We start from the raw sequence: 20,778 nt of genomic DNA on the forward strand, positions 1-20,778 counted from the left end.
ATCTAAGAAGCTAGGAGTTCCGATCTTCTTAAAAAAATACAACTATCCTCTAAACATCAAAGCAAGGTAACGCGGATAGGATGTAGTATCAAGGAAAGTCATGGAAAACGACATCTTACTAAACATAGAGTCTAAGGAAATTCGCTACGCTCATTTAAAAAATGGTCATCTTTTTGATCTAATTATTGAAAGAAAAAAAGTTCGTCAGCTTAAAGGTAATATCTATCGGGGTCGGGTAACCAATATTTTAAGAAACATCCAATCTGCTTTTATCAATATTGATGAGAGAGAAAACGGATTTATTCATATCTCCGATGTTTTAGAGAATTCGAAAAAATTCGAACAAATGTTCGATATAGACTTCAAGGGAGATGATTCAGAAGAAAAAACTGAAACACAAGAAGAGGCCCCTATTGAAGAACTACTTAAAATAGACAGTCCTGTTTTAGTCCAAGTAGTAAAAGAACCTATTGGCAGCAAAGGTGCTCGCCTTACCTCAAATATTTCTATTCCTGGACGTTACTTAGTCCTTCTTCCCAATTCCCCACATCGTGGTGTTTCTAGGAAAATTGAAGACGCTCATATGCGCGAACAATTAAAACAATTAATTCGTTCTTTCGAAATGCCTCAAGATATGGGCCTAATCTGTCGGACTGCAAGCGTACTAGCTTCAACAGAAGCCCTAGTTAATGAAGCGCACGACCTTCTGCTTACCTGGAAAGGAATTTTAGAAAAATTTCATTCTACTGATCAGCCCTGCCTTCTTTATGAAGAGACGGATATTTTAAAAAAAGCGGTTATCACTTGTATCGATAAAAATTATAAGCGTCTGTTAATTGACGACTATTCGACTTATCAAAAGTGTAAGCGCATGTTAAAAAAATACGCCCCTGAATCTGGGGTAAAAATTGAGTACTATCGTGATTCTGTCCCTATGTTTGAACGATTTAGCATAGAGAAAGAAATTGATAAAGCTACTAAGAGAAAGATTTGGCTTTCAAGTGGAGGGTATTTATTCTTCGACAAAACGGAAGCGATGCATACGATCGACGTCAATTCAGGAAGAAGTACTCAGCTAGAAAGTGGTGTAGAGGAAACTCTAGTACAAATTAATTTAGAAGCAGCGGAAGAAATAGCTAGGCAATTGCGCTTAAGAAACGTTGGTGGCTTAGTAATTATTGATTTTATCGATATGAAATCTCGTAAAAATCAGCGTCGAGTTTTGGAACGCCTAAAAGAACACATGAAGTATGATGCTGCACGCTGTACAATTTTGAGCATGAGTGAGTTTGGATTAGTAGAGATGACTCGACAAAGAAACCGCGAATCTCTAATGCAGACACTATTCACAATATGCCCATATTGCATGGGGAATGCTATTATCAAAACACCTGAAAGTGTAGTTATTGAGATTGAACGTGATCTAAAGAAAGTGATTAATCATAAGGAACATTCTCATTTATGTTTAGTTGTACATCCCGAAATTGCTCACTATATGAAACAAGAAGGTGATGATAACGAGCTGATTCGCTTAGCAAAAACTCTGAAGGCAAAACTACAAATTAGTACTTCAGATTCTCTACATCTAAACCACTATCAATTTTTCTCTTTGATCACAGGTGAAAGTATTGAACTATAGGGTATGAGCATGCAATTTTCTACTTACCTATCACAAGCTTTCGATAACCAGTCTCTACCCGAGTCCCTACAGCAACAGTTCCAAATCTATCATCAAAACTACCTTGATGCGGCAACTAAAAAGTGCTCCCTAGATGCAGCAGAAGCGCTTTGTCTACAGTGGCTTAAGGTGATTATTGAAGATTTGAAAAATCCTTTTGTTTTCCCCCCCTATCACAAAAAAATACGCACCCCAGTTGACTTGTTTCTCTTTGGAAAAGAATTTTTTTCCGTTCTTGTAGATGATGATGCTTCTCGCGTCTTAAACCTGCACCGTTTGGATGAGATTCGAAATTACCTGGCTCGCGGGGATAACGTCATTTTGTTTGCTAATCATCAAACAGAATGCGATCCACAACTTATGTACTACTTGCTAGGTAAAACTCATGCCGATATTTTGGAAAATCTGATTTTCGTAGCAGGAGATCGTGTTACTTCAGATCCCCTAGCACGTCCGTTTAGTATGGGTTGTGATCTTCTATGTATTTATTCTAAACGCCATATCAATACTCCTTTAGAACAAAGAGAAGAAAAACTTCATCATAACCAAAAAAGTATGAAAACCTTAAGATCTCTTCTACATGAAGGAGGGAAGTTTATTTATGTAGCACCTGCAGGAGGACGCGATAGAAAAACTAACAATAATTTACTTTATCCGGCAGATTTCCAAGCTGATAGTATTGAAATGTTTCGGTTATTAGCGAAATCATCCAGCAATCCTGCTCATTTCTATCCTTTAGCTCTGAAGACATATGATGTCCTACCCCCACCTCCAAGTATTGAGGATGCAATAGGTGAATATCGTGCGATTTTCTTTGCTCCTATTTTCTTTAATTTCGGTGAAGAAGTTTCTTTGGATCACCTATGTTCAGAAGAAGAAATTGCACATTTTGATAAACACAAGCAACGTGCTATTAGAGCAGAAAGAGTATTTTCAATTGTAAAACAACTATACCAGGAACTACAGACATGAGATTTCGATTTGGATATATTTTAGTTTCCTTATCTCTAATAATCACCTCATGCGGTAATTCGGCAAAAAAAATCTCTGATTTATGTCCTTTGAAAGTCTTAACACCCGCAGTTGCGAACCAAAAAATAGCTAAAATGGTCTGCAAAAACGGGTTACAATTACTGATTATTTCCAACCCAGATACGGCTATTTCTGGGGCTGCCCTAGCAGTAAAAACTGGCAACAACGCTGATCCTGAAGATATACCTGGGATGGCACATTTCACCGAACATTGCGTCTTCTTAGGAAACGAAAAATATCCGGAGCCTTCGGGATTCGCTAATTTCTTGAGTAGCCACAATGGAATGCGCAATGCCTTTACGTCTCCCAGGACTACTAGTTTTATATTTTCTATAGACACCTCTGCCTTTAATGAAGCCATTACACAGTTTGTGCATATGTTTATCCGTCCACTATTTCGACAGGAGGATTTGGATCGTGAAAAATATGCAGTGGATCAAGAATTTAGCATTCATCCCAATCAAGATACACGACGTATATTTCGTATCCAGCAAATTATTGCTCCGAAAGGAAATCCTATACAGAAATTTGGTTGTGGAAATGAAAAGACTTTATCAAAAGTGACTTCTGAAGATATGCGTTCTTGGTTCTATAAGCATTATTCTCCCGAAAATATGGTCGCCATTGTCTATACTTCTGACCCTATTGACCTAGCCACAAAAAATCTTACAAAAATTTTCGGAGAAATTCCTTCTTCAGATACTTATTGTCCTAATCAGATATTTTTGCCTTCAGGAGATACAGACTCTTTAGGTAAGATTTACATTAATCAAGCGAATCAACCCCAATCCTGCCTTGAGATGTACTGGCATCTATATGATTCGCAAGATAGTTCCTCTCTCGGTTGTTATGCAGCTCTTTCTCATATTCTTACACATGAAGGAGAGAATGGTCTTATATCTTTGCTAAAAAGGAAACACTTAATTACAGCTGCTTATTCTGGATACTATAGAACCTCTACTAGTACTGGTGATTTCTATTTATCCTTTGAATTAACTGAACAAGGGGATAAAGAATATTCTCAAATTCTAACTTATGTTTTTGATTATCTAAAGCATATGCAAAAGCAAGGCATTCCAAAATACTGCCTAGAAGAAATCAATAAAATTAATTCTTTAAACTACGTTTACAGCTCCAATACAGAGTTATTTCAATCTCTTACAAAACAGATCAGCGACCTAACTGAGGAAAGCTTATCCACTTATCCTTATCAATCTCTTGTATACCCGGAATACACCATTGAGGAAGAAAAGCACCTACTCAGTATATTATCAAACCCTGCCCTAACTCGTTATATCTTATCGACGAGATTATCTAGCCATTTAGACAACTCTATTCCGCACTACGACCCCATCTTCAACATGACATATTATGAGTGCCCTCTTCCAGATTTACATAACACTGGAACTGATAGAGAAGTTATAAGTTTTCCTGAGCCAAACACTTATATCCCAGAGAATTTCTCAGATTTTGTCTGTCCTACTCCTACTATACATGATTCCTTCCCTTTTTCACCGCAACTAGCTTACGAGGACGATCAATTACTATGTTATGTTTGTCAGGATACTTATTATACTCTTCCTAAGTTATCTCTAACTTTGAGAATACGTTCACCACAGATTTCTCGTAAAAATCTGGCCTCTCTAGTTTCTGCTGATATTTATAGCCTTGCAGTGGAAGAAAAATTACGTGAGAAATTTTTCTCTGCAAGCCTCGTTGGTATTACATTGTCGGCATCCCAAAGAGGTGAAGGCTTTGACCTGACAATTTCGGGTTACACAACGATAACTCCTGCTCTTCTAAAATCTATCTTGCCTTTATTGCCCCAAATAGAAGTGTCGGAAGAGCAATTTATTTCTTACCAACAACAAGTTCTTCAAAACTATACTGCAGGAAAAACATGTTGCCCTGTTCGGTTTGGGCTTGCAGAAATCAAGTCCCAGGTAATGTTAGATAGCTACTCCTACGATGAAAAAATCAGGGCATTACAAGAAATAAGTTTTTCTGATTTTCAAAGATTTAAACAACATTTGTTCGAAAAAATTAAGGCAGAAGCTCTAATCGTAGGAGCACTTTCTGAAAAACAAGAGAATGATCTCATCAGTACTCTGAAAGAATTTATTTCTTCCTATCCTATTTATCAAACGCCCCCATTTTGCTACCAAATAAGAGGGTCATCTCAACACGTCATAAATTTAAATTATCCTCTAGAAGGGAATGGGATGATATTAATGCTCGGGTCTGAGAACAATACCTCATGTAACTCACTCGTTGCTAACGAAATGATGTTTGATTGGCTACATGAAATTGCATTTCATGAACTACGCACACAACAGCAATTAGGATATATGGTAGGGGCCCGGCATTGTGAATTAGCATCCTGTCCTTTTGGTTTTTTCTACATTCGCTCCGCGACTTATTCTCCTCAGGAACTAACAGAAAGAACAAAAACTTTTATTAAGAAGGTCGTGGATAACCCGGAAGCATTTGGAATGTCTCCCGAGTATTTTTCCAACCTAAGATCAGCATATATCCAAAGTAAACTTCGTCCTTCTTTTCCTATAGAAAGTACCAAGGATATATTGTTTAATCTAGCATTTGAAAACAGTCCACCTAGGTTATCTTTACCTAACGAAAATATCTCTGCCGCTAGAAACATGACCTACGAAGAATTTCTGGAATTTTCAAAACAATTCTTATCAGGATCCTTAGGATCAGAACTCTTAGTACATGTTGTCGGAACAGATGCAAAAAATTGTCATTCTCAATCTGTTAACTAAGAAAAAATTTCCTCATCTGAAGAAGCAAAAGTCAAATTCTGGGATAGCCCTAAGACACCAAAATGTGATTAAAGAAATAAGCGAAGGAATTAAGGCAAATAAGAATAACCACCCTAGAGAAAATGATGAAGACTGGAATGACGGTTTAAGAATCAAATAACCCACTACATTCGGCATGTTTGCGATAATCGTTAGTCCTCCTGCTGACATGCATCCTGCGATAACTAGATAGAGGTAACAATCTGTTGCCATGGGCAGGTTATATAAAATATAATTTACTAATGCATTATCCAGGAATATTGATAAGGTATATGCCGTGATCATATAACCAAAATCCGACATTCTATGCATTAACTCAAGTACCCACCATTCTTGTAATTCTCCAAAAATCATCAATCCAGCATAAAACAGTCCTACAAAACATACTTTGGAAAAGTTAATAGGAGTTTGGTGAAAAATAGTAAATTTTTGGAAACCTAAATAGAAAACCAAAGCTGCAATCATAAGTAGTGGAGTGCTTCTGGCCAAAATTACTGATCCGAGAAGAACAATATGAACACAGATTATCCACTTAGGGACACGATCGCCTGGTACTGTAGAAGTAGTTACTACTTTAGGAAACTTGTTAAATTCTTTGCGGAATATGATGTAATAGATTGTTGTAGACAACAAAACTGATAACATTGCTTTCCAGCTGAAGTAACTCCAAATAAAATGATTCCCCCACTTAACTGTTGGAAGAATAATGAACAGGGCCCGGGACGATAAAGCGGAAGTTAACCCGCCAATAGATATGTTACAGAACAGCAATGCCATTGTAGCATAACCAAACTTAGATGATGGTTGAAATTTATAAAAATGCCTTACAAGCAAAGTCGCTGCCATAATCATTGCGCCTGTTTCTTTCAATAGAACAGAGGAGCATGGAGCAACCAACATGATTGTCCACCACCAAAATCTAGGAGACTGCTTACCAATTTTTGCTATAGTGGAAAATACCCTTTCTGAAAGACATATGACAGGTTTGGACTCTAGCAAAATAAGCATGATCACAATAAACAGTGAGAATACATAGTTTCTGCTGTCAAAATAACTTATGGTTACCTTGTATCCTTCCAGGTATAAAAACCAGAAAAACAACGGTACTGACCATAATATAAAAACTAATTCTACTCTGCTAATTAACCGATAGACTTCACTCAACCAAAGATACCTTTTCCATCTCTCAGGAAAGATCGTTTTTTTATGTCGATAACCTTGGTATAACTTATATAACCAAGGGGTTAGAAATGTATGAACTACTGAAAAGAAAAATAATATAGCTGCCCCAGTTCTGAGCAACGGAGAATATTTAGGTAGAATCATATACTAGTACAACCAAGCACTGTTTTTGCTAGAAATAAAGATATCATGAGTAAAAAGAAAGATATAACTCGGGGTATAGTAAATCCTGCTCAGTCCTTCCAATCATATTGAAAAAATATCCATAACTGAGGTACGGCTATAACCTGATTGGCGAGAAAAATATATAAATAAACAAAATACCTGATTTAGCTCCTGAGGAAAAACTAAGGAAAGGAATTGTAAAAAAAAAATATTCATTTAATTAAGGGTGGAAGACGAGGGCTAAATTATGTCGCAGCATACCATCACAATGTTACCACGCGAGGCTAACAAATTAGAAAGGCACGTTTCTAAAGTCATGGCTACTTCGAAACAGGTTTTTCACTTTTCTGATAAGTTAGAGCCAAAAGATAAGCAATATGAAGTTTGCCAAGCTGAAAGCACTTTATCCGTAGAGGCAAACAAAATCATTGCTGTCGCAGAAGGCAGATTATTTGCAAGTTGCTGATTTTGAATGACCAATATACCAGCAGGGGTTGGTTCTGTGAATAGCGTTTGCCAGTATCCCTTGTGTTTTCTGAATGATCTTCGAGATTGTTTTACGAGTAATGAGATCTTCTTCTAATTTCTTAGGATAGCGCACAAACAGAGTGGCTCCGGTTCCGGACATCATAACATATGAGTGGAAAGGACTCCATATCCTTTCTAACTCTTCTTTTTTTGCTTTTAAATCTGGGCGAAAACGAAATACAGACTTCTCAAGATCATTGTCTCCACTATAAAACATTGCATCTTTAACGTTGCCAGCATAGTCTGAAGGAAGAAGCTGTGAGAATGCAAGTTTAGTATTAACGCCCTCTTTTGAAAAATAGAGAACGTAATTCTCCTCTTCTAATTGTACAGAATTTGGAAGAATATGATCTCCTTGTCCGATTCCAATAGATGACCCGGAAGAGAAAAATAAAGGAACATCCATCCCAATACTTTTTCCTAAGTCCTGTAAGACATCAACGCTTAAATTTGTCTTGAATAAACTATTAAGAGCAAATAATGCCGTAGCAGCATTACTACTTCCTCCCCCTAAACCTGCACCTAAGGGGATACGTTTATACAATTGCCAAACTACAGGAGTAGTGATACCTGTAACTTGTCGAAATAGCTTCAAACTTTTCCATATAAGATTATCGGAATTCTCAAGAGCAGGCAAATTAGACATCAGCCTGTCAATGTCTCCCAAACTTAGAGAAAGTGTATCCCCAAAATTTATCGTCTGGTATCGAGTAATAATTTCGTGAAAACCGTTGGATTTTTTTCCAAAAACCTTAAGAAAAAGATTCAACTTTGCTGGGGAGAAAAATTCCATAGACCACTAAAAGTATCGGGGGAGGGAACACCCCACCCCTAAAACTTGACTACTGTTCTGTCGAACTTTCTACTAGACTCGCGCTATCAGAAGTTACTTCCACAATCAAAGTAGCTGTGACCTCTTCTTTTAATCTCAAAGGAATAGTCTTTTTCCCGAGATTTTTAATAGCATAATGAGAATGAGGAAAATTTTTGCGAGTGAGAATAATATTTTTCTGAGCAGCAGCCTCGATAATATCTGCTATAGTTACAGAACCATACATATTGTTATCAGGATCAACACGGACTTGAAATTCAAGCACAATATCTCTTAACTCTGAAGCAAGCCTCTCAGACTCTTCTCTATCTGCAGCAGCTTTTAACAGACGTTGCTCCTGTAACTTTGCCTGTAAACGCAAAGTCCCTGCTCCAGCAATAACAGCTTTAGATTTAGGAAGAAGATAGTTTCTTACATAACCAGGACGTGCTGTCACAATATCTCCACTACGCCCCAAACCATCAACATCCTCGAGTAAAAGTAGTTGTTGTTTCATCTTGTTCTTCTTCCTCTTTTAATCTTCACCAACGAAAGGTAGTAACCCCATATGACGCGCTCTTTTAATTGCTTGAGTGAGTATACCCTGGAAGCGGGAAGAGACACCTGTAATTCTCCTAGGTAGAATTTTACCTCTTTCGGTGATAAACTTTTTCAAAGTTTCCGTATCTTTATAATCTATGTCTTTCCAACCTGCGGAAACAAAAGGACATTTTTTATTAAAACGCTTCCTTCTGTGTTCATTATTATGAACAGGCTTATTCATATTTTCTCCTTAAAAAATTATTCAGGTAATGAAGCAAATTCTAAAACTTCTTTGACAGAATCAGTTCTAAGAGTCATGAAACGAAGAAGATCTTCATTCAAATGATACTCTTTCCATAATTCTGCAATTGCTTCCGGAGCTACTGTGAAGTAGATGAAGTAATAATACCCCTCTCTCGCTCCACGAATAGTGTAAGCTAATTTTTTTCTACCTTGATCATGGATCTTTAGAACTTCACCACCGTAATTTATAATGCCTGAAGTCACTTTATCGAGAGCCTTGCGTCTAGCTTCTTCACTTAAGGTGACGCTAAACACATATGCCCCCTCGTAAAGTTGGGCTGTCTTTTTCTTCATTAAAAACTCCTAAAAATATTAGAGTAGCTTAACTTAAACTGGCACATATTTTAGTGAACGAAATCACAATAACCTCATACGAAACACTTACGAGGGCGAGCCAGACATACCCCCCGCACTGACAATTATCTTTTCTGATCTCCTTAGATGACGCCGCACCAAGAAGAGAAAAGACGTGTAGCTTCGGCAAACATAGTGCTCATTTGGACTTTTTCCATTTCGCTAAAAGGGCTGAGCACAAAATCAGACAGCTCCTGAGACACAACAGAGGGCTTTCCAATTCCCAAACGCAACTGCCAATAGCCATTCGACCCTAAAGCATGAGTGATGCTCTTAACACCATTATGCCCCCCGCTTCCTGCACTCTCCCTCAAACGCACATCGCCAAACTTACGATTTACATCATCTGCAAGAACAAGTATCTGGTCTAAAGACACACCATAGTAATCTTTTGCAGACCGGACCGCCTTCCCACTGAGATTAACATAGGTTTTAGGCTTAATAAAAATGACAGGCCCTGAAGGTAAGTCTAACTTCGCCGACAACGAAAAACACTTCGGTGTATCTTTAAAACTTGAAGCTTGAAATTCTACAACTAGCTGATCAACCAAAAGAAACCCTATATTGTGACGAGTCCACGCATATCGAGACCCAGGATTTCCTATAGCCACCACAAGCCGCGCCATACTAACTATCTTCTAGAAACAGTTACAACAACTTCTTTCAAGGAAGTCACAGGACGAATACCTGCTGGAATATCAATATCCGATAACTTTCTAGTTTGTGAAAGCCCCAAGGTCTGTACATCTAGATCTAAGAAAGGAACAATATCCTTTGGCTTACATACCACACGTATTGAGCGAATCACTTGTCTTAGAGAGCCTCCTAACTTCACCCCTACACAATCAACCGCATTAATGCAGCGAATAGGAATGTTTAACTTAACGTCACGATCTTCTACGAGCTCCTCAAAATCTAAATGGATTACTTCATAAGTAGTAACCTGGTACTGTATCTCTTTTACAAGAGCCTTGATAGTACGCCCTTCATAGGATAAAGAAAAAATTGTAGAAGATAGCGCACCACTCTCTAAGTTTGACAAAAATTTCTTGAATACGTGAGCATCTACAACAACATTTCCCAAACTTTTGCCGTCAGAATAGATCACGGCTGGAATGCCCCCACGTTGACGAATTTTTTTAAGAAACGATTTTTTATTAGTCTCACGACTTGTAACTACAAGCTCCATAATGTGCTATTCTCCAATAATCTTGAGCTGACATACTCCCAAACCAAACGCTTGGGGTCCTTAAATAGATGTTTAAGAACACTAAGTTTCCGGACAAGCTGCTCTAGCTCCTTCGCGACTACGCCCCAGCCCGAAAATCAACATGTTAATCGCAAATACCTCTCGCGGCCACAAAATCCGGTGCCCTACTGCATACGAAAGAGCAATAGTGAACTCTTTCATCAAAATACAGCCGGTATCGAAAAACTCAAAAACACCGAAACATAATTCCGAAGATTTTCGAGGCAAAATTATAACTCTATCTCGGAAAAAGTCAATATTTTCCCTGCGACGAAGTTCTTGCACTAACTCGAGAAAACACCTTAATGAATCTGTAAGAAATAACCGAAAGGAAAGAGACTGGGGTGGAAGGATTCGAACCTCCGATGCGCGGTACCAAAAACCGCTGCCTTACCGCTTGGCCACACCCCAACAGACTCCATAGTTTATCTAATTCTTAGTTTTTGAAAATAGGAAAATTTCAAAGTCATTAAGATTTTTGCGATAACGTCAAAATGTTCCCTTTTTGAAGTTGAGATTTTTCTATTTAGCTTGCTATGGAACAAGAATCAAGTAATGAAAAAATTATGAAGATTGTACACGCAACCGTAGAATACGCTCCCTTCTTGAAGGCTGGTGGACTTGGGGATGCTGTTTATAGTTTATCAAAACAACTCAGCTTGTCTCATGATGTAGAAGTAGTAATCCCTTTATACCCAATCATATTTTCTCCTCCGCGTTCTACAATCTTAGAAGAACGCTCTTTTACTTACGAGTTTCTAGGAACACAAAGGGCAAAATCTAAGTCTTACGCTTACAACGGGATAAAACTAACAGTAATAGAGCTGTTAACACAAAGTGAATTATTTAATACACATGCCATATATTCCGAGAACGATGCTCATCGTTTTATTGCCTTTTCTTGCGCAGTAGCCAATTATATCCAAGGTAGTGAAAAAATAGACATTGTCCATGTACATGACTGGCACATGGGCTTAGTTCCGGGAATTTTAAAGAATAAGAGTTACCAACACAATCTAAAAACAGTATTTACTATCCATAATTTTAGCTATCGGGGTTACTGCAGCACACAACTACTCTCCGCCTCATCTATGGATAGCCGTGAGCTACAAACTTACAGTCTATCCAGAAACAATCAAACGTCTGTTCTTATGAAAGGAGCTATACTCTGTGCTCACTACATTACCACAGTATCACCAACATATGCCAAGGAAATGCTATATGATCTGTCTGATTACGAAATTCATGAGGCATTAGTATCGAGATCTCTAAACTTTTCTGGTATCTTAAATGGGATAGATGAAACAATTTGGGATCCATCTACAGACACGTGTCTCGCTGCTAATTACGACATCTCTATTCTAGATAACCCAAGTATTTTATCTTCCATGAAAGAGAAAAATAAACAATCTCTTTATCAAAAACTAGGTATAAGAACGAGTACAAAGCCCTTACTCTGCATGATCTCAAGAATTGTTGCACAGAAGGGGCCAGAATTTATGAAAGAAGCGATTCTTCATGCAATGAAAAATGATTATGGGCTCATACTCATAGGAACATGTCAAGAGCCAGAACTACGCAAACAATTTCTTGAATTACAAAAATCACTTACTGATTCTCCAAACATTCGTATAATTTTGGACTATAATGATGCATTGTCGCGTTTAACGTATGGAGCGGCAGATATGATCTGCATCCCTTCACATTTTGAACCTTGCGGCCTCACACAAATGATTGCCATGCGCTACGGAACTATTCCTTTAGTAAGAAAAACTGGCGGGTTGGCGGACACTGTCATCGACTACCAACAGGGGTTCACGTTCTCGGATATAACAAATCCCAACGAGTTTCATGACATGCTAGATCGAGCGATGAATACCTACTGGCATCACCCCGAAATATGGCATCAACTAATTACGCAAGGCATGTTACGTCAGTCAGGATTAGAAAAAATGGCTCAAGACTACGTTAATATTTACAACTCTCTATCTTCATCGTCTGATTGGGGCCGACTTCTTTGAAGTAAATAATTTTTATTTACCCAAAAATACTCGACACCAGAACAAATTGAATAAATCGCTACTACAATCCCAGTGACAGTAGCGATAGATTCCAGTATCTCCTGTGAAATTAGGCCCAACGAATGAGGAATCATGGCTAGGATAATAACGAAAAAACTCAAAGCCTGCAAAACAGCTTTTATTTTCCCACTTGGCCGTGCAGCAACAACAACCCCACGGAAAGCGCATACGGTACGCAGAGTACTAATAACAGAATCTCGAGCTAAAAAAATAAATACGAGAATCAAAGGAAGATTGACCGGAGGTTGAGTGAAAGTTAGGTAAATAGAAATCCTATAGATGCTATCTGCCATTGGGTCTAAAAGTTTACCCAATTCAGTAACTTGCGAAAACTTTCTAGCAATGTAGCCGTCGACGGCATCTGTTAATTCCGAGACAGCCAAAAGAAAAAGTAATACATAAGGAAGAATTGTAGGAGTAATCCCTAACCACTTCCCCTTTAAATACAACAACATAAAAATTGGCGTTATAAACAACCGGGAAAAAGTTAAATAATTAGGTAGTCCCACACAACACTCCTAGCACAAGAATTCGCCTGAAAATAGCCACAGCCTCAGTAAAGGTTAAGTTAAATATAAGAAAATTACAGTGCAAGTATGGAATAATATTATGAACAAAAAGTATTTCCTTTAACACTGAAATCTAAATGTCTCAATTCCTTTGACCCAGATTCCGTTAATATTGTTTGTTTTTCTCTGTAGTGATATCTTAGCTTATCTTATACCTTCCTATACATGTTTGCCTGTGTTCTATACTGGCATTTGAAGCATGAAGGAAAGTACTATCGCTCATGATTTTTTGGAGTTCCTTATATGTCCTCACGTCCTCTCACTTTACAATCAATGATTGCAACTATCTTGAAATTTTGGAGTGATCACGGGTGTGTTATACATCAAGGGTATGATTTGGAAGTTGGTGCAGGTACTTTTAATCCGGCAACTTTTCTCAGAGCTTTAGGTCCAGAACCTTACCAAGCTGCATACGTAGAACCTTCTCGCCGTCCTCAAGACGGTCGTTATGGTTCACACCCCAACCGTTTGCAGAACTATCACCAGTTGCAAGTGATCCTTAAACCTGTACCTGATGATTTTCTCACTCTCTACACAGAGTCACTTAAAACTATCGGCTTGGACCTACGAGATCATGATATTCGCTTTGTGCACGATGATTGGGAAAATCCTACAATCGGGGCCTGGGGTCTAGGTTGGGAAGTTTGGCTGAATGGAATGGAGATCACGCAATTAACTTACTTTCAAGCAATTGGCAGCAAACCTCTTGACATTATCAGTGGAGAGATCACCTATGGCATAGAGCGTATTGCTATGTATCTTCAACAAAAAAATTCTGTTTACGACATCCTATGGAATGACAATCTAACCTATGGCGATATTACTCAATCGTCTGAAAAAGCATGGAGTGAGTACAATTTTGACATTGCTAGCTCAGAAATGTGGCTCAAACATTTTGAAGATTTCTCTTCAGAAGCTCTTAGAATTCTGGATTCTGGAACTCCAATCCCCGCTTATGATTTTGTTATCAAAGCCTCACATGCTTTCAATATTTTAGATGCTCGTGGAGTAATATCTGTCACTGAACGAACACGATACATTGCAAGAATTCGTCAGCTAGCTCGTCTCGTTGCTGACCGATATGTAGAATGGCGTGCAACCCTTGGTTATCCTCTTTTGGGTGGCCAAACCAAAACGACTAAAAAAACAATAACCATTCCTGATTTTCCTGAAATTTCTACTGCTCAAGATTTTCTTTTAGAAATAGGTTCGGAAGAATTGCCTGCAACTTTTGTTCCAATTGGCATGCAACAGTTGGACTCGATCGCAAGAAAATTATTTTCCGATCACAATATATCCTACGACACTCTGGAAGTTCTGGGTTCTCCGAGACGTATTTCTTTACTGGTGAGTAAACTGGCACCTGTAGCCCTACAGCCATCTACGGAAAAAAAAGGTCCGATGCTCTCAATGTTATTTTCTGAATCTGGAGAGGTAACCTCTCAAGGTGCTCAATTCTTCACCTCTTATAACGTAAATATTTCTCACATTGATGATCTAGCTAAGCAGACCTTTTTCTCGATTCGTGATGTAAAATCTGTTCCCTATCTTTTTCTTATCTATCCTGAAAAAAAAATAAATACGGTAGATATTCTACGCGAACAACTCCCCAAATTAATCCAGAATATTAAATTCCCTAAAAAGATGGTGTGGGACACAAGCAGAGTAGAGTATGCACGTCCTATTCGGTGGATAGTTTCTTTGTATGGTAAAGATATTCTACCTTTCACATTCGGTGAAGTTGTTGCGGGACGCTCCTCTTGGGGACACAGACAATTAGATCCAAGAGAGATAATTATTAAATCTTGCGAAAGTTATGTTGAAACCTTACGCAATGCTTGTGTGATTATTTCACAACAAGAACGTCGTCAAATTATTGAACAAGGTTTAAAAGCTCATAGTTCTGAAGAGGTATACCCTATTCCTAACCCTCGACTACTCGAAGAAATAGTGTTTCTAACAGAACATCCTTTTGTGACGTCGGGTCGCTTCAATAAGGAGTTTTGTCTCTTACCTAAGGAATTATTGATAGCAGAGATGGTAAACCATCAGAAATATTTTCCAACTCAAGGAAAGGATGGTACTATTAGCAATCACTTCATTCTAGTATGTGATAACTCACCTAACCATATCATCACTGAGGGTAATGAGAAAGCCTTAACGCCTCGGCTTACCGATGGGAGATTCTTGTTTGATCAGGATTTAAAAACTCCACTATCTTCCTTCGTAGAAAAACTAAAATCTGTCACTTACTTTGACGCTTTAGGTTCTTTGTATGACAAAGTAGAAAGACTTAAGGCACACGCAAACATTATTTATCCTTTAGCCCCCATCTCTTCTCGAGAAGATATCTCTATAGCCGTTGACTATTGTAAAGCTGATTTAGTTTCTTCTGTTATCAATGAATTCCCAGAATTACAAGGCATTATGGGAGAGTATTATTTAAAACATGCAGGTTACTCATCAGCCGCAGCTGTTGCTGTGGGAGAACATCTACGCCATATTACTTGTTTTCAAGAAATTTCAATGACCGGCATTCTATTAAGTATTATCGACCGTCTTGATAACCTACTTTCGTGTTTTATTTTAGACCTAAAGCCCACATCATCTCATGACCCTTATGCTTTGAGAAGACAATCTTTAGAAGTCCTGAATATGCTTAACGTTGCTGGAATATCTGTAAATTTAGAGAAGCTTTTTTTCCAATTAGCTGAAAATTTTCCGAATACAATTCAGAACAAAACTTGGGACAAATCTAAGGTAATTAATGATCTACTCACATTCATTTGGGGAAGATTGAAAACTGTACTAACAAATTTAGGATTTCACAAAGATGAAATTTCTGCAGTTCTATCTCAAACAACGGTAAAAAATCCCCTGATGAGTATACGTTCTTGCCAAGTTCTTCGACAAATGAAATCTGAAAACAAAAACATACTAGAGCGAATTATTTCGACTCACAACCGCTTGAGAAAGATTTTAACTTCTCTACAAATCTCCACCAATCCAGTAACACTAGAAATCCTTTCGAAGGAAGAATCATTACTAAAAACAGCAATAGATAACTTTAATAATGCTGTAAAAGAGGGACAAAAGTGTAGTTCAGAATATCTTTACCAACTAGCTCAGCTCTGTGTACATATTGAAAACTTCCTAAATAATGTACATATTGCGAGTAGTGATGAAACATTGAAAAGCTTACGTATTCATCTGCTAATTAAAGCAATGGAAAGCTTTTCTCATTATGCCTGGGAAGAATTAAAAGTGTAGCCTCCAACAAAAAAATAGGGACCAAGAAAGTAGCAATTTAATTGCTACTTTTCAAATCACACAGTATAAGTAATCTTAGATATCGAAAGTCATCCTATCTAAAAGCTCAGGAGTGCCGTTTTCTGTTAACATAATCGTTAGCAGATGTACTCCTTCGCCCTCACATTCTAGATCCTGCCCCGGAAATGTAGCTTTAAGCGACTCCAAATCAGGAAGATTACCGCACTCATCAGGTTGTAAAATAACAAGACAGGCGACCTCGCTTAACAACGTACCAAGACCATCATTCTCGCAAAAACCTAAACGAGACAATTCACTCAATTCATCATTTCTTTCCCCACTTACCAATACAATAATCAGAGGCACTTCCTTGTCCTGTGCGAAGCTTAACCCCAGCGTATAGTCATCAAAGACTCGATAACCCAACTCGTCAGTATGAGAAGTTAAAACAGCTGGTACGGCATTCGCATCAGCTCTTGAGATAAAAGAGCTAAAAGTAAAAAAAGCACAAATTAGAGAAGCTATAATACGCATAAAAGCACCGAATTAAAATAATTTTTTAAGAGGATACCAAACAGATAAGTAAAAAGATAGATATACTTTCTACCTAAACTAATGCCCTCAAAAAAGCTTGAGGGCATTCTTGATTTGTAAGAAACATTAACAAAATGAGATAAGAAAACGACAGAAAGAGCTAACTAAAATTCTTATGCTCCAAGTCTAAAGGAACTGTATCCATTACCTGTACATTATGAGGAGAAACAGAAAGCGTAACCATATAGGCATTATCATCAGACGAGGATGTAAGTTCAGGGAAAGCGTGCTTAAACTTAGCAACTTCCTCGCTCATAGGATCAGGTAAGGGAGGATAAATTAACAGGCTAATCCCTGTATAACTAATAACAGAAAACTCTGCATACTGACTTAGAACTGTCTTTTCCATTGTTTTCGCTAAATCAACTAGTTGAGAAAAATATTTACCAGATTTGTCTTCGCTAAACAAAACAATTACTGTGTCCTTACCACTATTTCTTGCAGCTGAAACAGCTGAAATATAAGAATGATGTATGCAAGACGGGTCCTCGGCCGCTTGTTCAGATTCTTCTTCCTTGTTACGAGAAGTCTCTCCTCCGATGGCAGCTGGCAATGCTAGTAATAATGAAAGTAGAGATAAGAGAATGCGCATAGGACTCCTCCCTTGCTAGACGTTTAAAAACTCCAAGGAAGGATATCAAACTGATTATTAAAAAGACAAATTAATTCTCGCGACAGAATTATCCTGAACGCAGATTATAATTTGAAAATCAATATTAAAATAAAATTAAAAGTAATTAGATATTAGTTATGCACTTTAACAGAGCGTATCCCCGCAATAACGTCTCTCCCATTTTTATCAATAATAATAAGAATTATTGAAGGACCTTGAGAAAGATCTAAAGTAGGGAAACGATCGCAGAAATCTGCCATATATAAAGTCATTGGATCCATTTTAGGATAGTATTCTAAAGATGAGATCAATCCCCTTTGCATAACCACCACATTACCTAAGCTCTGTAAATCCGTTGACAGAGCCGAGCTAGTCTTCCCGGTATTAAACAAATGACTAAAAACATCCTTATTTGTTGGATTAAAGAATACAACAATAGCTAGTTTATCATTTTCCTGTGCATCTTCCAATGCAGAAAAATAAGAGTAGTAAATTCTAGATCCAGAATCCGTATCTCTATAAGTAGGTGGTTGATAACCATGGGCAAGGTTGAATTTCTCACAACTCCCCAAGACAAGAGAGTTCGGTATGAATATGGAAAGTAGAATTAAATATAGATAGCGAAGCATTACCTATTCCCTAGAATAAAACGATCAAAAACACTTAAAACTCGGCCGTTACGAAATACTCCAACAAAGAGACAGCGTTACTGAAATTGAAAGAAAACTGTTACATGTAATTACAAATGAATTCCAAATTAAATGATTCTGTTTCCTGCTATTAAAGATTCAATTTCCAATGCCTGTTGATTGTTCCAATCGTGCACGAGTACAGATGTCCCATAACTCAACCCCATGACTTGAGCAAAATCTGTAGCCTTGGGAGTTAACGCTACTGAGGAAATAGCGGCCAACCCTAATTTATCAGAAATAAAGATTGCATGCATACGGTTAGTGGAGGAAGATAACGCACTTCCAGAACACAATAACCATGCTAGGATTGGAAGAAGAAATTTAAAAGACTTCATAATAATAAAGAAATTAAAAATTATTCTCTCACATTATATATCAACGTAAGTTAATACGGAAGTTTTTAAAAGATTAAAATATCTTAATACTAAGATTTCGAGTCAAAAGAGATTAAAGAAACTGTTATTTTTTCTTTATAGTGACGCGCATAGGCTTCCAAAACCGCTAATTGATCTGCTCCATGTGACCGGTGTATAATTGAATGACACTCTTCTCTCCATCTGCGATCTACTAACTTTTGTGCTGCCTGTAGAAAGATGGAGTCCAGTTTCTCTGTATTAATACGCCTATCAGTAAGCAGGGAAATAATTACTGAGTCTCTGATATGAGCTAGAGCTGTGTCAAAAGGTATCAGCACACCTTTCTCTTTATGATACTTTATCATTTGGATAAATAATTCTTTACACTCGGCATATTTGAAATCTTTGTCAGTAAAATACTCCCTAGCTGTAAAAAGTATACTTTCTCCAATAACCTTAGAAAAAAGCATACAACGTAGAACATCTGTCTCTATCACTAAATCTGGATCTGCCGCATAGGTAACTTCTTTAGATTTAGCGATTCTAGCGTCAGAAGTGTTAATGTTGCGTTGAGAATCTACTAAAGCAAACACCATGTTTTCTGGTATCATCATCAAAGATGCCAATTGTTTTAAGTGTTCATACACAACAATAGGGTTTTTCCATTTGTCAACTCTTCCTACTATTCTCTTAACTATTAGAGCTTTTTCTACAGGTGTCAGATTGGGATATCTACGAACTTCCTCAGCAACTAAGAAGGAGAGATAGGTATCACTTTGATCCAAAAGATCACTGAGAGCAATACTCCCATTAGCAATAAGAAAAGAATCTGGATCATGACCTTTGGGCAATCGACAAACCATAACAGCAATACCGTCTGATTGACACATATCTCCTACTTTTAAAGCTGCTTTAGTTCCCGCTTCATCACTATCAAACAGCAGGTAAATTTTTGAAACTCCCAACCTTGTCAATTCACGAACATGCTCTTCGGTAAATGCTGTCCCTTGAGCAGAAACCGTACAGTTAAAACCATAATCAATCATTTGCAAGCAATCCGCCTGACCTTCTACAAGGATTGCTCTTTTTTCTTTTGTAATTCTCCTACGAGAAAAATTTAGCCCAAACAAAACTCTAGATTTTTTAAATAAAGGAGTTTCAGGAGTATTAACATACTTACTACCATGTGCGGTGGGTAAAAATTTTCTGGAAGAAAATCCGATCGTATGACCTAAGCCATCATGAATAGGAAAAGTAATACGCTTAGCAAATAGGAACCATCGATTACCAAAAAATCCTGCGCGCCTTAAATTTTCTTCCGAAAAACCTTTCTCTTGCATTGCTTGGACAAATAAAGAGTGCTCGGGAGCATATCCAAGATGAAACCTGTCAATCGTGTCAGGAGAAAACCCTCGACGATAAAGGTAGTACAAAGCTTCCCTTCCTGCATGCAGATGATACAAACAGTAACGAAAAAAATTCTCTGCCTCTGCATTTATGTTCCTGAGATCTCTTTTGATATCTGACGAAGAAGAAGAACGTTTGTCGACTTCTTGGAGGACAAGATTAACATGAAATCTTTTAGACAAGGATAATACAGCTTCAATAAACGAGAATCCTAAGTGATGCATTAGAAAACTAATTGCATCTCCATGAGCTCCGCAACCAAAACAATGATAATATCCACCTGTCGGGTTCACAATAAATGATGGAGTTTTTTCCATGTGAAATGGACAACACGCCTTGTATGTTGCACCACCTCTCTTCAGATGTAGGTGTTCAGAAAGAACATCTACAATATCGATACTATGTCTTAGAAGATCTAAACTTTCCTCAGTATACACGAAGTGCCTCGTTCTATACTATTAGCAAATTTACAAAAAGAATACAGGCTATAGAATATGATTTTAATAGAGAAAACCTCTATGAAAATTATTGT

20 protein-coding genes and 1 tRNA gene are annotated in these 20,778 nt (G+C 37.6%); 6 read left to right on the forward strand and 15 right to left on the reverse strand.

Annotation, left to right across the window (positions count from 1 at the left end):
• Positions 1-100 precede the first annotated feature (100 nt).
• The 3 genes from H359_RS04190 to H359_RS04200 are packed head-to-tail and all read left to right on the forward strand — an operon-like array spanning position 101 to position 5,490.
• The gene (locus H359_RS04190; protein WP_020370513.1) at positions 101-1,639 is read left to right on the forward strand and encodes an Rne/Rng family ribonuclease; all 1,539 of its coding nucleotides are present in this window, start codon (positions 101-103) and stop codon (positions 1,637-1,639) included.
• Positions 1,640-1,648: 9 nt separating this feature from the next.
• A complete protein-coding gene (locus H359_RS04195) occupies positions 1,649-2,650 on the forward strand; it encodes a 1-acyl-sn-glycerol-3-phosphate acyltransferase (RefSeq protein ID WP_020370514.1) in 1,002 nt (333 codons plus the stop codon).
• Positions 2,647-5,490, forward strand: a complete 2,844-nt coding sequence (locus H359_RS04200; protein WP_020370515.1) for an insulinase family protein — start codon at positions 2,647-2,649, stop codon at positions 5,488-5,490. The genes H359_RS04195 and H359_RS04200 overlap by 4 nt, the downstream gene beginning before the upstream one ends.
• Positions 5,491-5,502: 12 nt before the next feature.
• Here H359_RS04200 and H359_RS04205 read toward each other — a convergent pair whose 3' ends face one another.
• Complete coding sequence (locus H359_RS04205; RefSeq protein ID WP_020370516.1) at positions 5,503-6,855, reverse strand: putative Na+/H+ antiporter; 1,353 nt, start codon at positions 6,853-6,855, stop codon at positions 5,503-5,505.
• 268 nt (positions 6,856-7,123) lie between these two features.
• Between H359_RS04205 and rbp7 the strand changes: the two genes are divergently transcribed.
• Positions 7,124-7,342 (forward strand): reticulate body protein Rbp-7, encoded by a 219-nt coding sequence (gene rbp7 / locus H359_RS04210; protein ID WP_035392204.1) that lies wholly within the window; start codon positions 7,124-7,126, stop codon positions 7,340-7,342.
• On the opposite strand, the gene ispE is transcribed toward rbp7, so the two are convergent.
• From ispE to H359_RS04250, 8 genes are all read right to left on the reverse strand, one after another.
• A complete protein-coding gene (ispE, locus tag H359_RS04215) occupies positions 7,325-8,197 on the reverse strand; it encodes a 4-(cytidine 5'-diphospho)-2-C-methyl-D-erythritol kinase (RefSeq protein WP_020370518.1) in 873 nt (290 codons plus the stop codon). The two genes, rbp7 and ispE, sit on opposite strands and share 18 nt — an antisense overlap.
• A 49-nt stretch (positions 8,198-8,246) precedes the next feature.
• Positions 8,247-8,732 (reverse strand): 50S ribosomal protein L9, encoded by a 486-nt coding sequence (gene rplI / locus H359_RS04220; RefSeq protein WP_020370519.1) that lies wholly within the window; start codon positions 8,730-8,732, stop codon positions 8,247-8,249.
• 18 nt (positions 8,733-8,750) lie between these two features.
• Positions 8,751-8,999: a 30S ribosomal protein S18 gene (rpsR, locus tag H359_RS04225; RefSeq protein ID WP_020370520.1), complete on the reverse strand. Its 249-nt coding sequence runs from the start codon at positions 8,997-8,999 to the stop codon at positions 8,751-8,753.
• Positions 9,000-9,016: 17 nt separating this feature from the next.
• Positions 9,017-9,355 (reverse strand): 30S ribosomal protein S6, encoded by a 339-nt coding sequence (rpsF, locus tag H359_RS04230; RefSeq protein WP_020370521.1) that lies wholly within the window; start codon positions 9,353-9,355, stop codon positions 9,017-9,019.
• Between the two features lie 143 nt (positions 9,356-9,498).
• Positions 9,499-10,041 carry an aminoacyl-tRNA hydrolase gene (gene pth, locus H359_RS04235; RefSeq protein WP_020370522.1) on the reverse strand — a complete coding sequence of 181 codons (543 nt, stop codon included), beginning with the start codon at positions 10,039-10,041 and terminating at the stop codon, positions 9,499-9,501.
• Positions 10,042-10,046: 5 nt separating this feature from the next.
• Entirely contained in the window at positions 10,047-10,604 is a 558-nt protein-coding gene (locus tag H359_RS04240) for a 50S ribosomal protein L25/general stress protein Ctc (protein ID WP_020370523.1), read from the reverse strand.
• Between the two features lie 81 nt (positions 10,605-10,685).
• Positions 10,686-10,826 carry a hypothetical protein gene (locus tag H359_RS05105; protein WP_238318214.1) on the reverse strand — a complete coding sequence of 47 codons (141 nt, stop codon included), beginning with the start codon at positions 10,824-10,826 and terminating at the stop codon, positions 10,686-10,688.
• A 177-nt stretch (positions 10,827-11,003) separates the two neighbouring features.
• Positions 11,004-11,075: transfer RNA gene (locus H359_RS04250), tRNA-Gln, on the reverse strand.
• 155 nt (positions 11,076-11,230) lie between these two features.
• Between H359_RS04250 and glgA the strand changes: the two genes are divergently transcribed.
• Positions 11,231-12,685: a glycogen synthase GlgA gene (gene glgA / locus H359_RS04255; RefSeq protein WP_020370525.1), complete on the forward strand. Its 1,455-nt coding sequence runs from the start codon at positions 11,231-11,233 to the stop codon at positions 12,683-12,685.
• On the opposite strand, the gene pgsA is transcribed toward glgA, so the two are convergent.
• Positions 12,640-13,254 carry a CDP-diacylglycerol--glycerol-3-phosphate 3-phosphatidyltransferase gene (gene pgsA / locus H359_RS04260; RefSeq protein WP_020370526.1) on the reverse strand — a complete coding sequence of 205 codons (615 nt, stop codon included), beginning with the start codon at positions 13,252-13,254 and terminating at the stop codon, positions 12,640-12,642. The genes glgA and pgsA overlap by 46 nt on opposite strands.
• Positions 13,255-13,557: 303 nt before the next feature.
• Here pgsA and H359_RS04265 point away from each other — a divergent pair, with 303 nt between their 5' ends.
• A complete protein-coding gene (locus H359_RS04265; protein WP_020370527.1) occupies positions 13,558-16,584 on the forward strand; it encodes a glycine--tRNA ligase in 3,027 nt (1,008 codons plus the stop codon).
• A 75-nt stretch (positions 16,585-16,659) separates the two neighbouring features.
• Here H359_RS04265 and H359_RS04270 read toward each other — a convergent pair whose 3' ends face one another.
• The 5 genes from H359_RS04270 to dnaG form a co-directional block, all read right to left on the reverse strand.
• On the reverse strand, positions 16,660-17,118 hold the full coding sequence (locus H359_RS04270; protein ID WP_020370528.1) for a hypothetical protein: 459 nt from the start codon (positions 17,116-17,118) through the stop codon (positions 16,660-16,662).
• A gap of 160 nt (positions 17,119-17,278) precedes the next feature.
• Positions 17,279-17,770, reverse strand: a complete 492-nt coding sequence (locus H359_RS04275; RefSeq protein WP_020370529.1) for a hypothetical protein — start codon at positions 17,768-17,770, stop codon at positions 17,279-17,281.
• Positions 17,771-17,922: 152 nt separating this feature from the next.
• Complete coding sequence (locus tag H359_RS04280; RefSeq protein WP_021119621.1) at positions 17,923-18,420, reverse strand: hypothetical protein; 498 nt, start codon at positions 18,418-18,420, stop codon at positions 17,923-17,925.
• 128 nt (positions 18,421-18,548) lie between these two features.
• The gene (locus tag H359_RS04285; RefSeq protein WP_020370531.1) at positions 18,549-18,818 is read right to left on the reverse strand and encodes a hypothetical protein; all 270 of its coding nucleotides are present in this window, start codon (positions 18,816-18,818) and stop codon (positions 18,549-18,551) included.
• Between the two features lie 89 nt (positions 18,819-18,907).
• The gene (gene dnaG / locus H359_RS04290) at positions 18,908-20,683 is read right to left on the reverse strand and encodes a DNA primase (RefSeq protein ID WP_020370532.1); all 1,776 of its coding nucleotides are present in this window, start codon (positions 20,681-20,683) and stop codon (positions 18,908-18,910) included.
• Positions 20,684-20,778 lie beyond the last annotated feature (95 nt).

Origin of the sequence: Chlamydia ibidis 10-1398/6 (assembly GCF_000454725.1) — a bacterium.
Classification (GTDB): Bacteria; Chlamydiota; Chlamydiia; order Chlamydiales; family Chlamydiaceae; genus Chlamydia; species Chlamydia ibidis.

Excerpts from the sequence above, each read along its gene's own strand:
- H359_RS04190 (WP_020370513.1), top strand. The coding sequence starts at position 101 with ATGGAAAACGACATCTTACTAAACATAGAGTCTAAGGAAATTCGCTAC.
- H359_RS04195 (WP_020370514.1), top strand. The coding sequence starts at position 1,649 with ATGCAATTTTCTACTTACCTATCACAAGCTTTCGATAACCAGTCTCTA.
- H359_RS04200 (WP_020370515.1), top strand. The coding sequence starts at position 2,647 with ATGAGATTTCGATTTGGATATATTTTAGTTTCCTTATCTCTAATAATC.
- H359_RS04205 (WP_020370516.1), bottom strand. The coding sequence starts at position 6,855 with ATGATTCTACCTAAATATTCTCCGTTGCTCAGAACTGGGGCAGCTATA.
- rbp7 (WP_035392204.1), top strand. The coding sequence starts at position 7,124 with ATGTCGCAGCATACCATCACAATGTTACCACGCGAGGCTAACAAATTA.
- ispE (WP_020370518.1), bottom strand. The coding sequence starts at position 8,197 with ATGGAATTTTTCTCCCCAGCAAAGTTGAATCTTTTTCTTAAGGTTTTT.
- rplI (WP_020370519.1), bottom strand. The coding sequence starts at position 8,732 with ATGAAACAACAACTACTTTTACTCGAGGATGTTGATGGTTTGGGGCGT.
- rpsR (WP_020370520.1), bottom strand. The coding sequence starts at position 8,999 with ATGAATAAGCCTGTTCATAATAATGAACACAGAAGGAAGCGTTTTAAT.
- rpsF (WP_020370521.1), bottom strand. The coding sequence starts at position 9,355 with ATGAAGAAAAAGACAGCCCAACTTTACGAGGGGGCATATGTGTTTAGC.
- pth (WP_020370522.1), bottom strand. The coding sequence starts at position 10,041 with ATGGCGCGGCTTGTGGTGGCTATAGGAAATCCTGGGTCTCGATATGCG.
- H359_RS04240 (WP_020370523.1), bottom strand. The coding sequence starts at position 10,604 with ATGGAGCTTGTAGTTACAAGTCGTGAGACTAATAAAAAATCGTTTCTT.
- H359_RS05105 (WP_238318214.1), bottom strand. The coding sequence starts at position 10,826 with ATGAAAGAGTTCACTATTGCTCTTTCGTATGCAGTAGGGCACCGGATT.
- glgA (WP_020370525.1), top strand. The coding sequence starts at position 11,231 with ATGAAGATTGTACACGCAACCGTAGAATACGCTCCCTTCTTGAAGGCT.
- H359_RS04265 (WP_020370527.1), top strand. The coding sequence starts at position 13,558 with ATGTCCTCACGTCCTCTCACTTTACAATCAATGATTGCAACTATCTTG.
- H359_RS04270 (WP_020370528.1), bottom strand. The coding sequence starts at position 17,118 with ATGCGTATTATAGCTTCTCTAATTTGTGCTTTTTTTACTTTTAGCTCT.
- H359_RS04275 (WP_020370529.1), bottom strand. The coding sequence starts at position 17,770 with ATGCGCATTCTCTTATCTCTACTTTCATTATTACTAGCATTGCCAGCT.
- H359_RS04280 (WP_021119621.1), bottom strand. The coding sequence starts at position 18,420 with ATGCTTCGCTATCTATATTTAATTCTACTTTCCATATTCATACCGAAC.
- H359_RS04285 (WP_020370531.1), bottom strand. The coding sequence starts at position 18,818 with ATGAAGTCTTTTAAATTTCTTCTTCCAATCCTAGCATGGTTATTGTGT.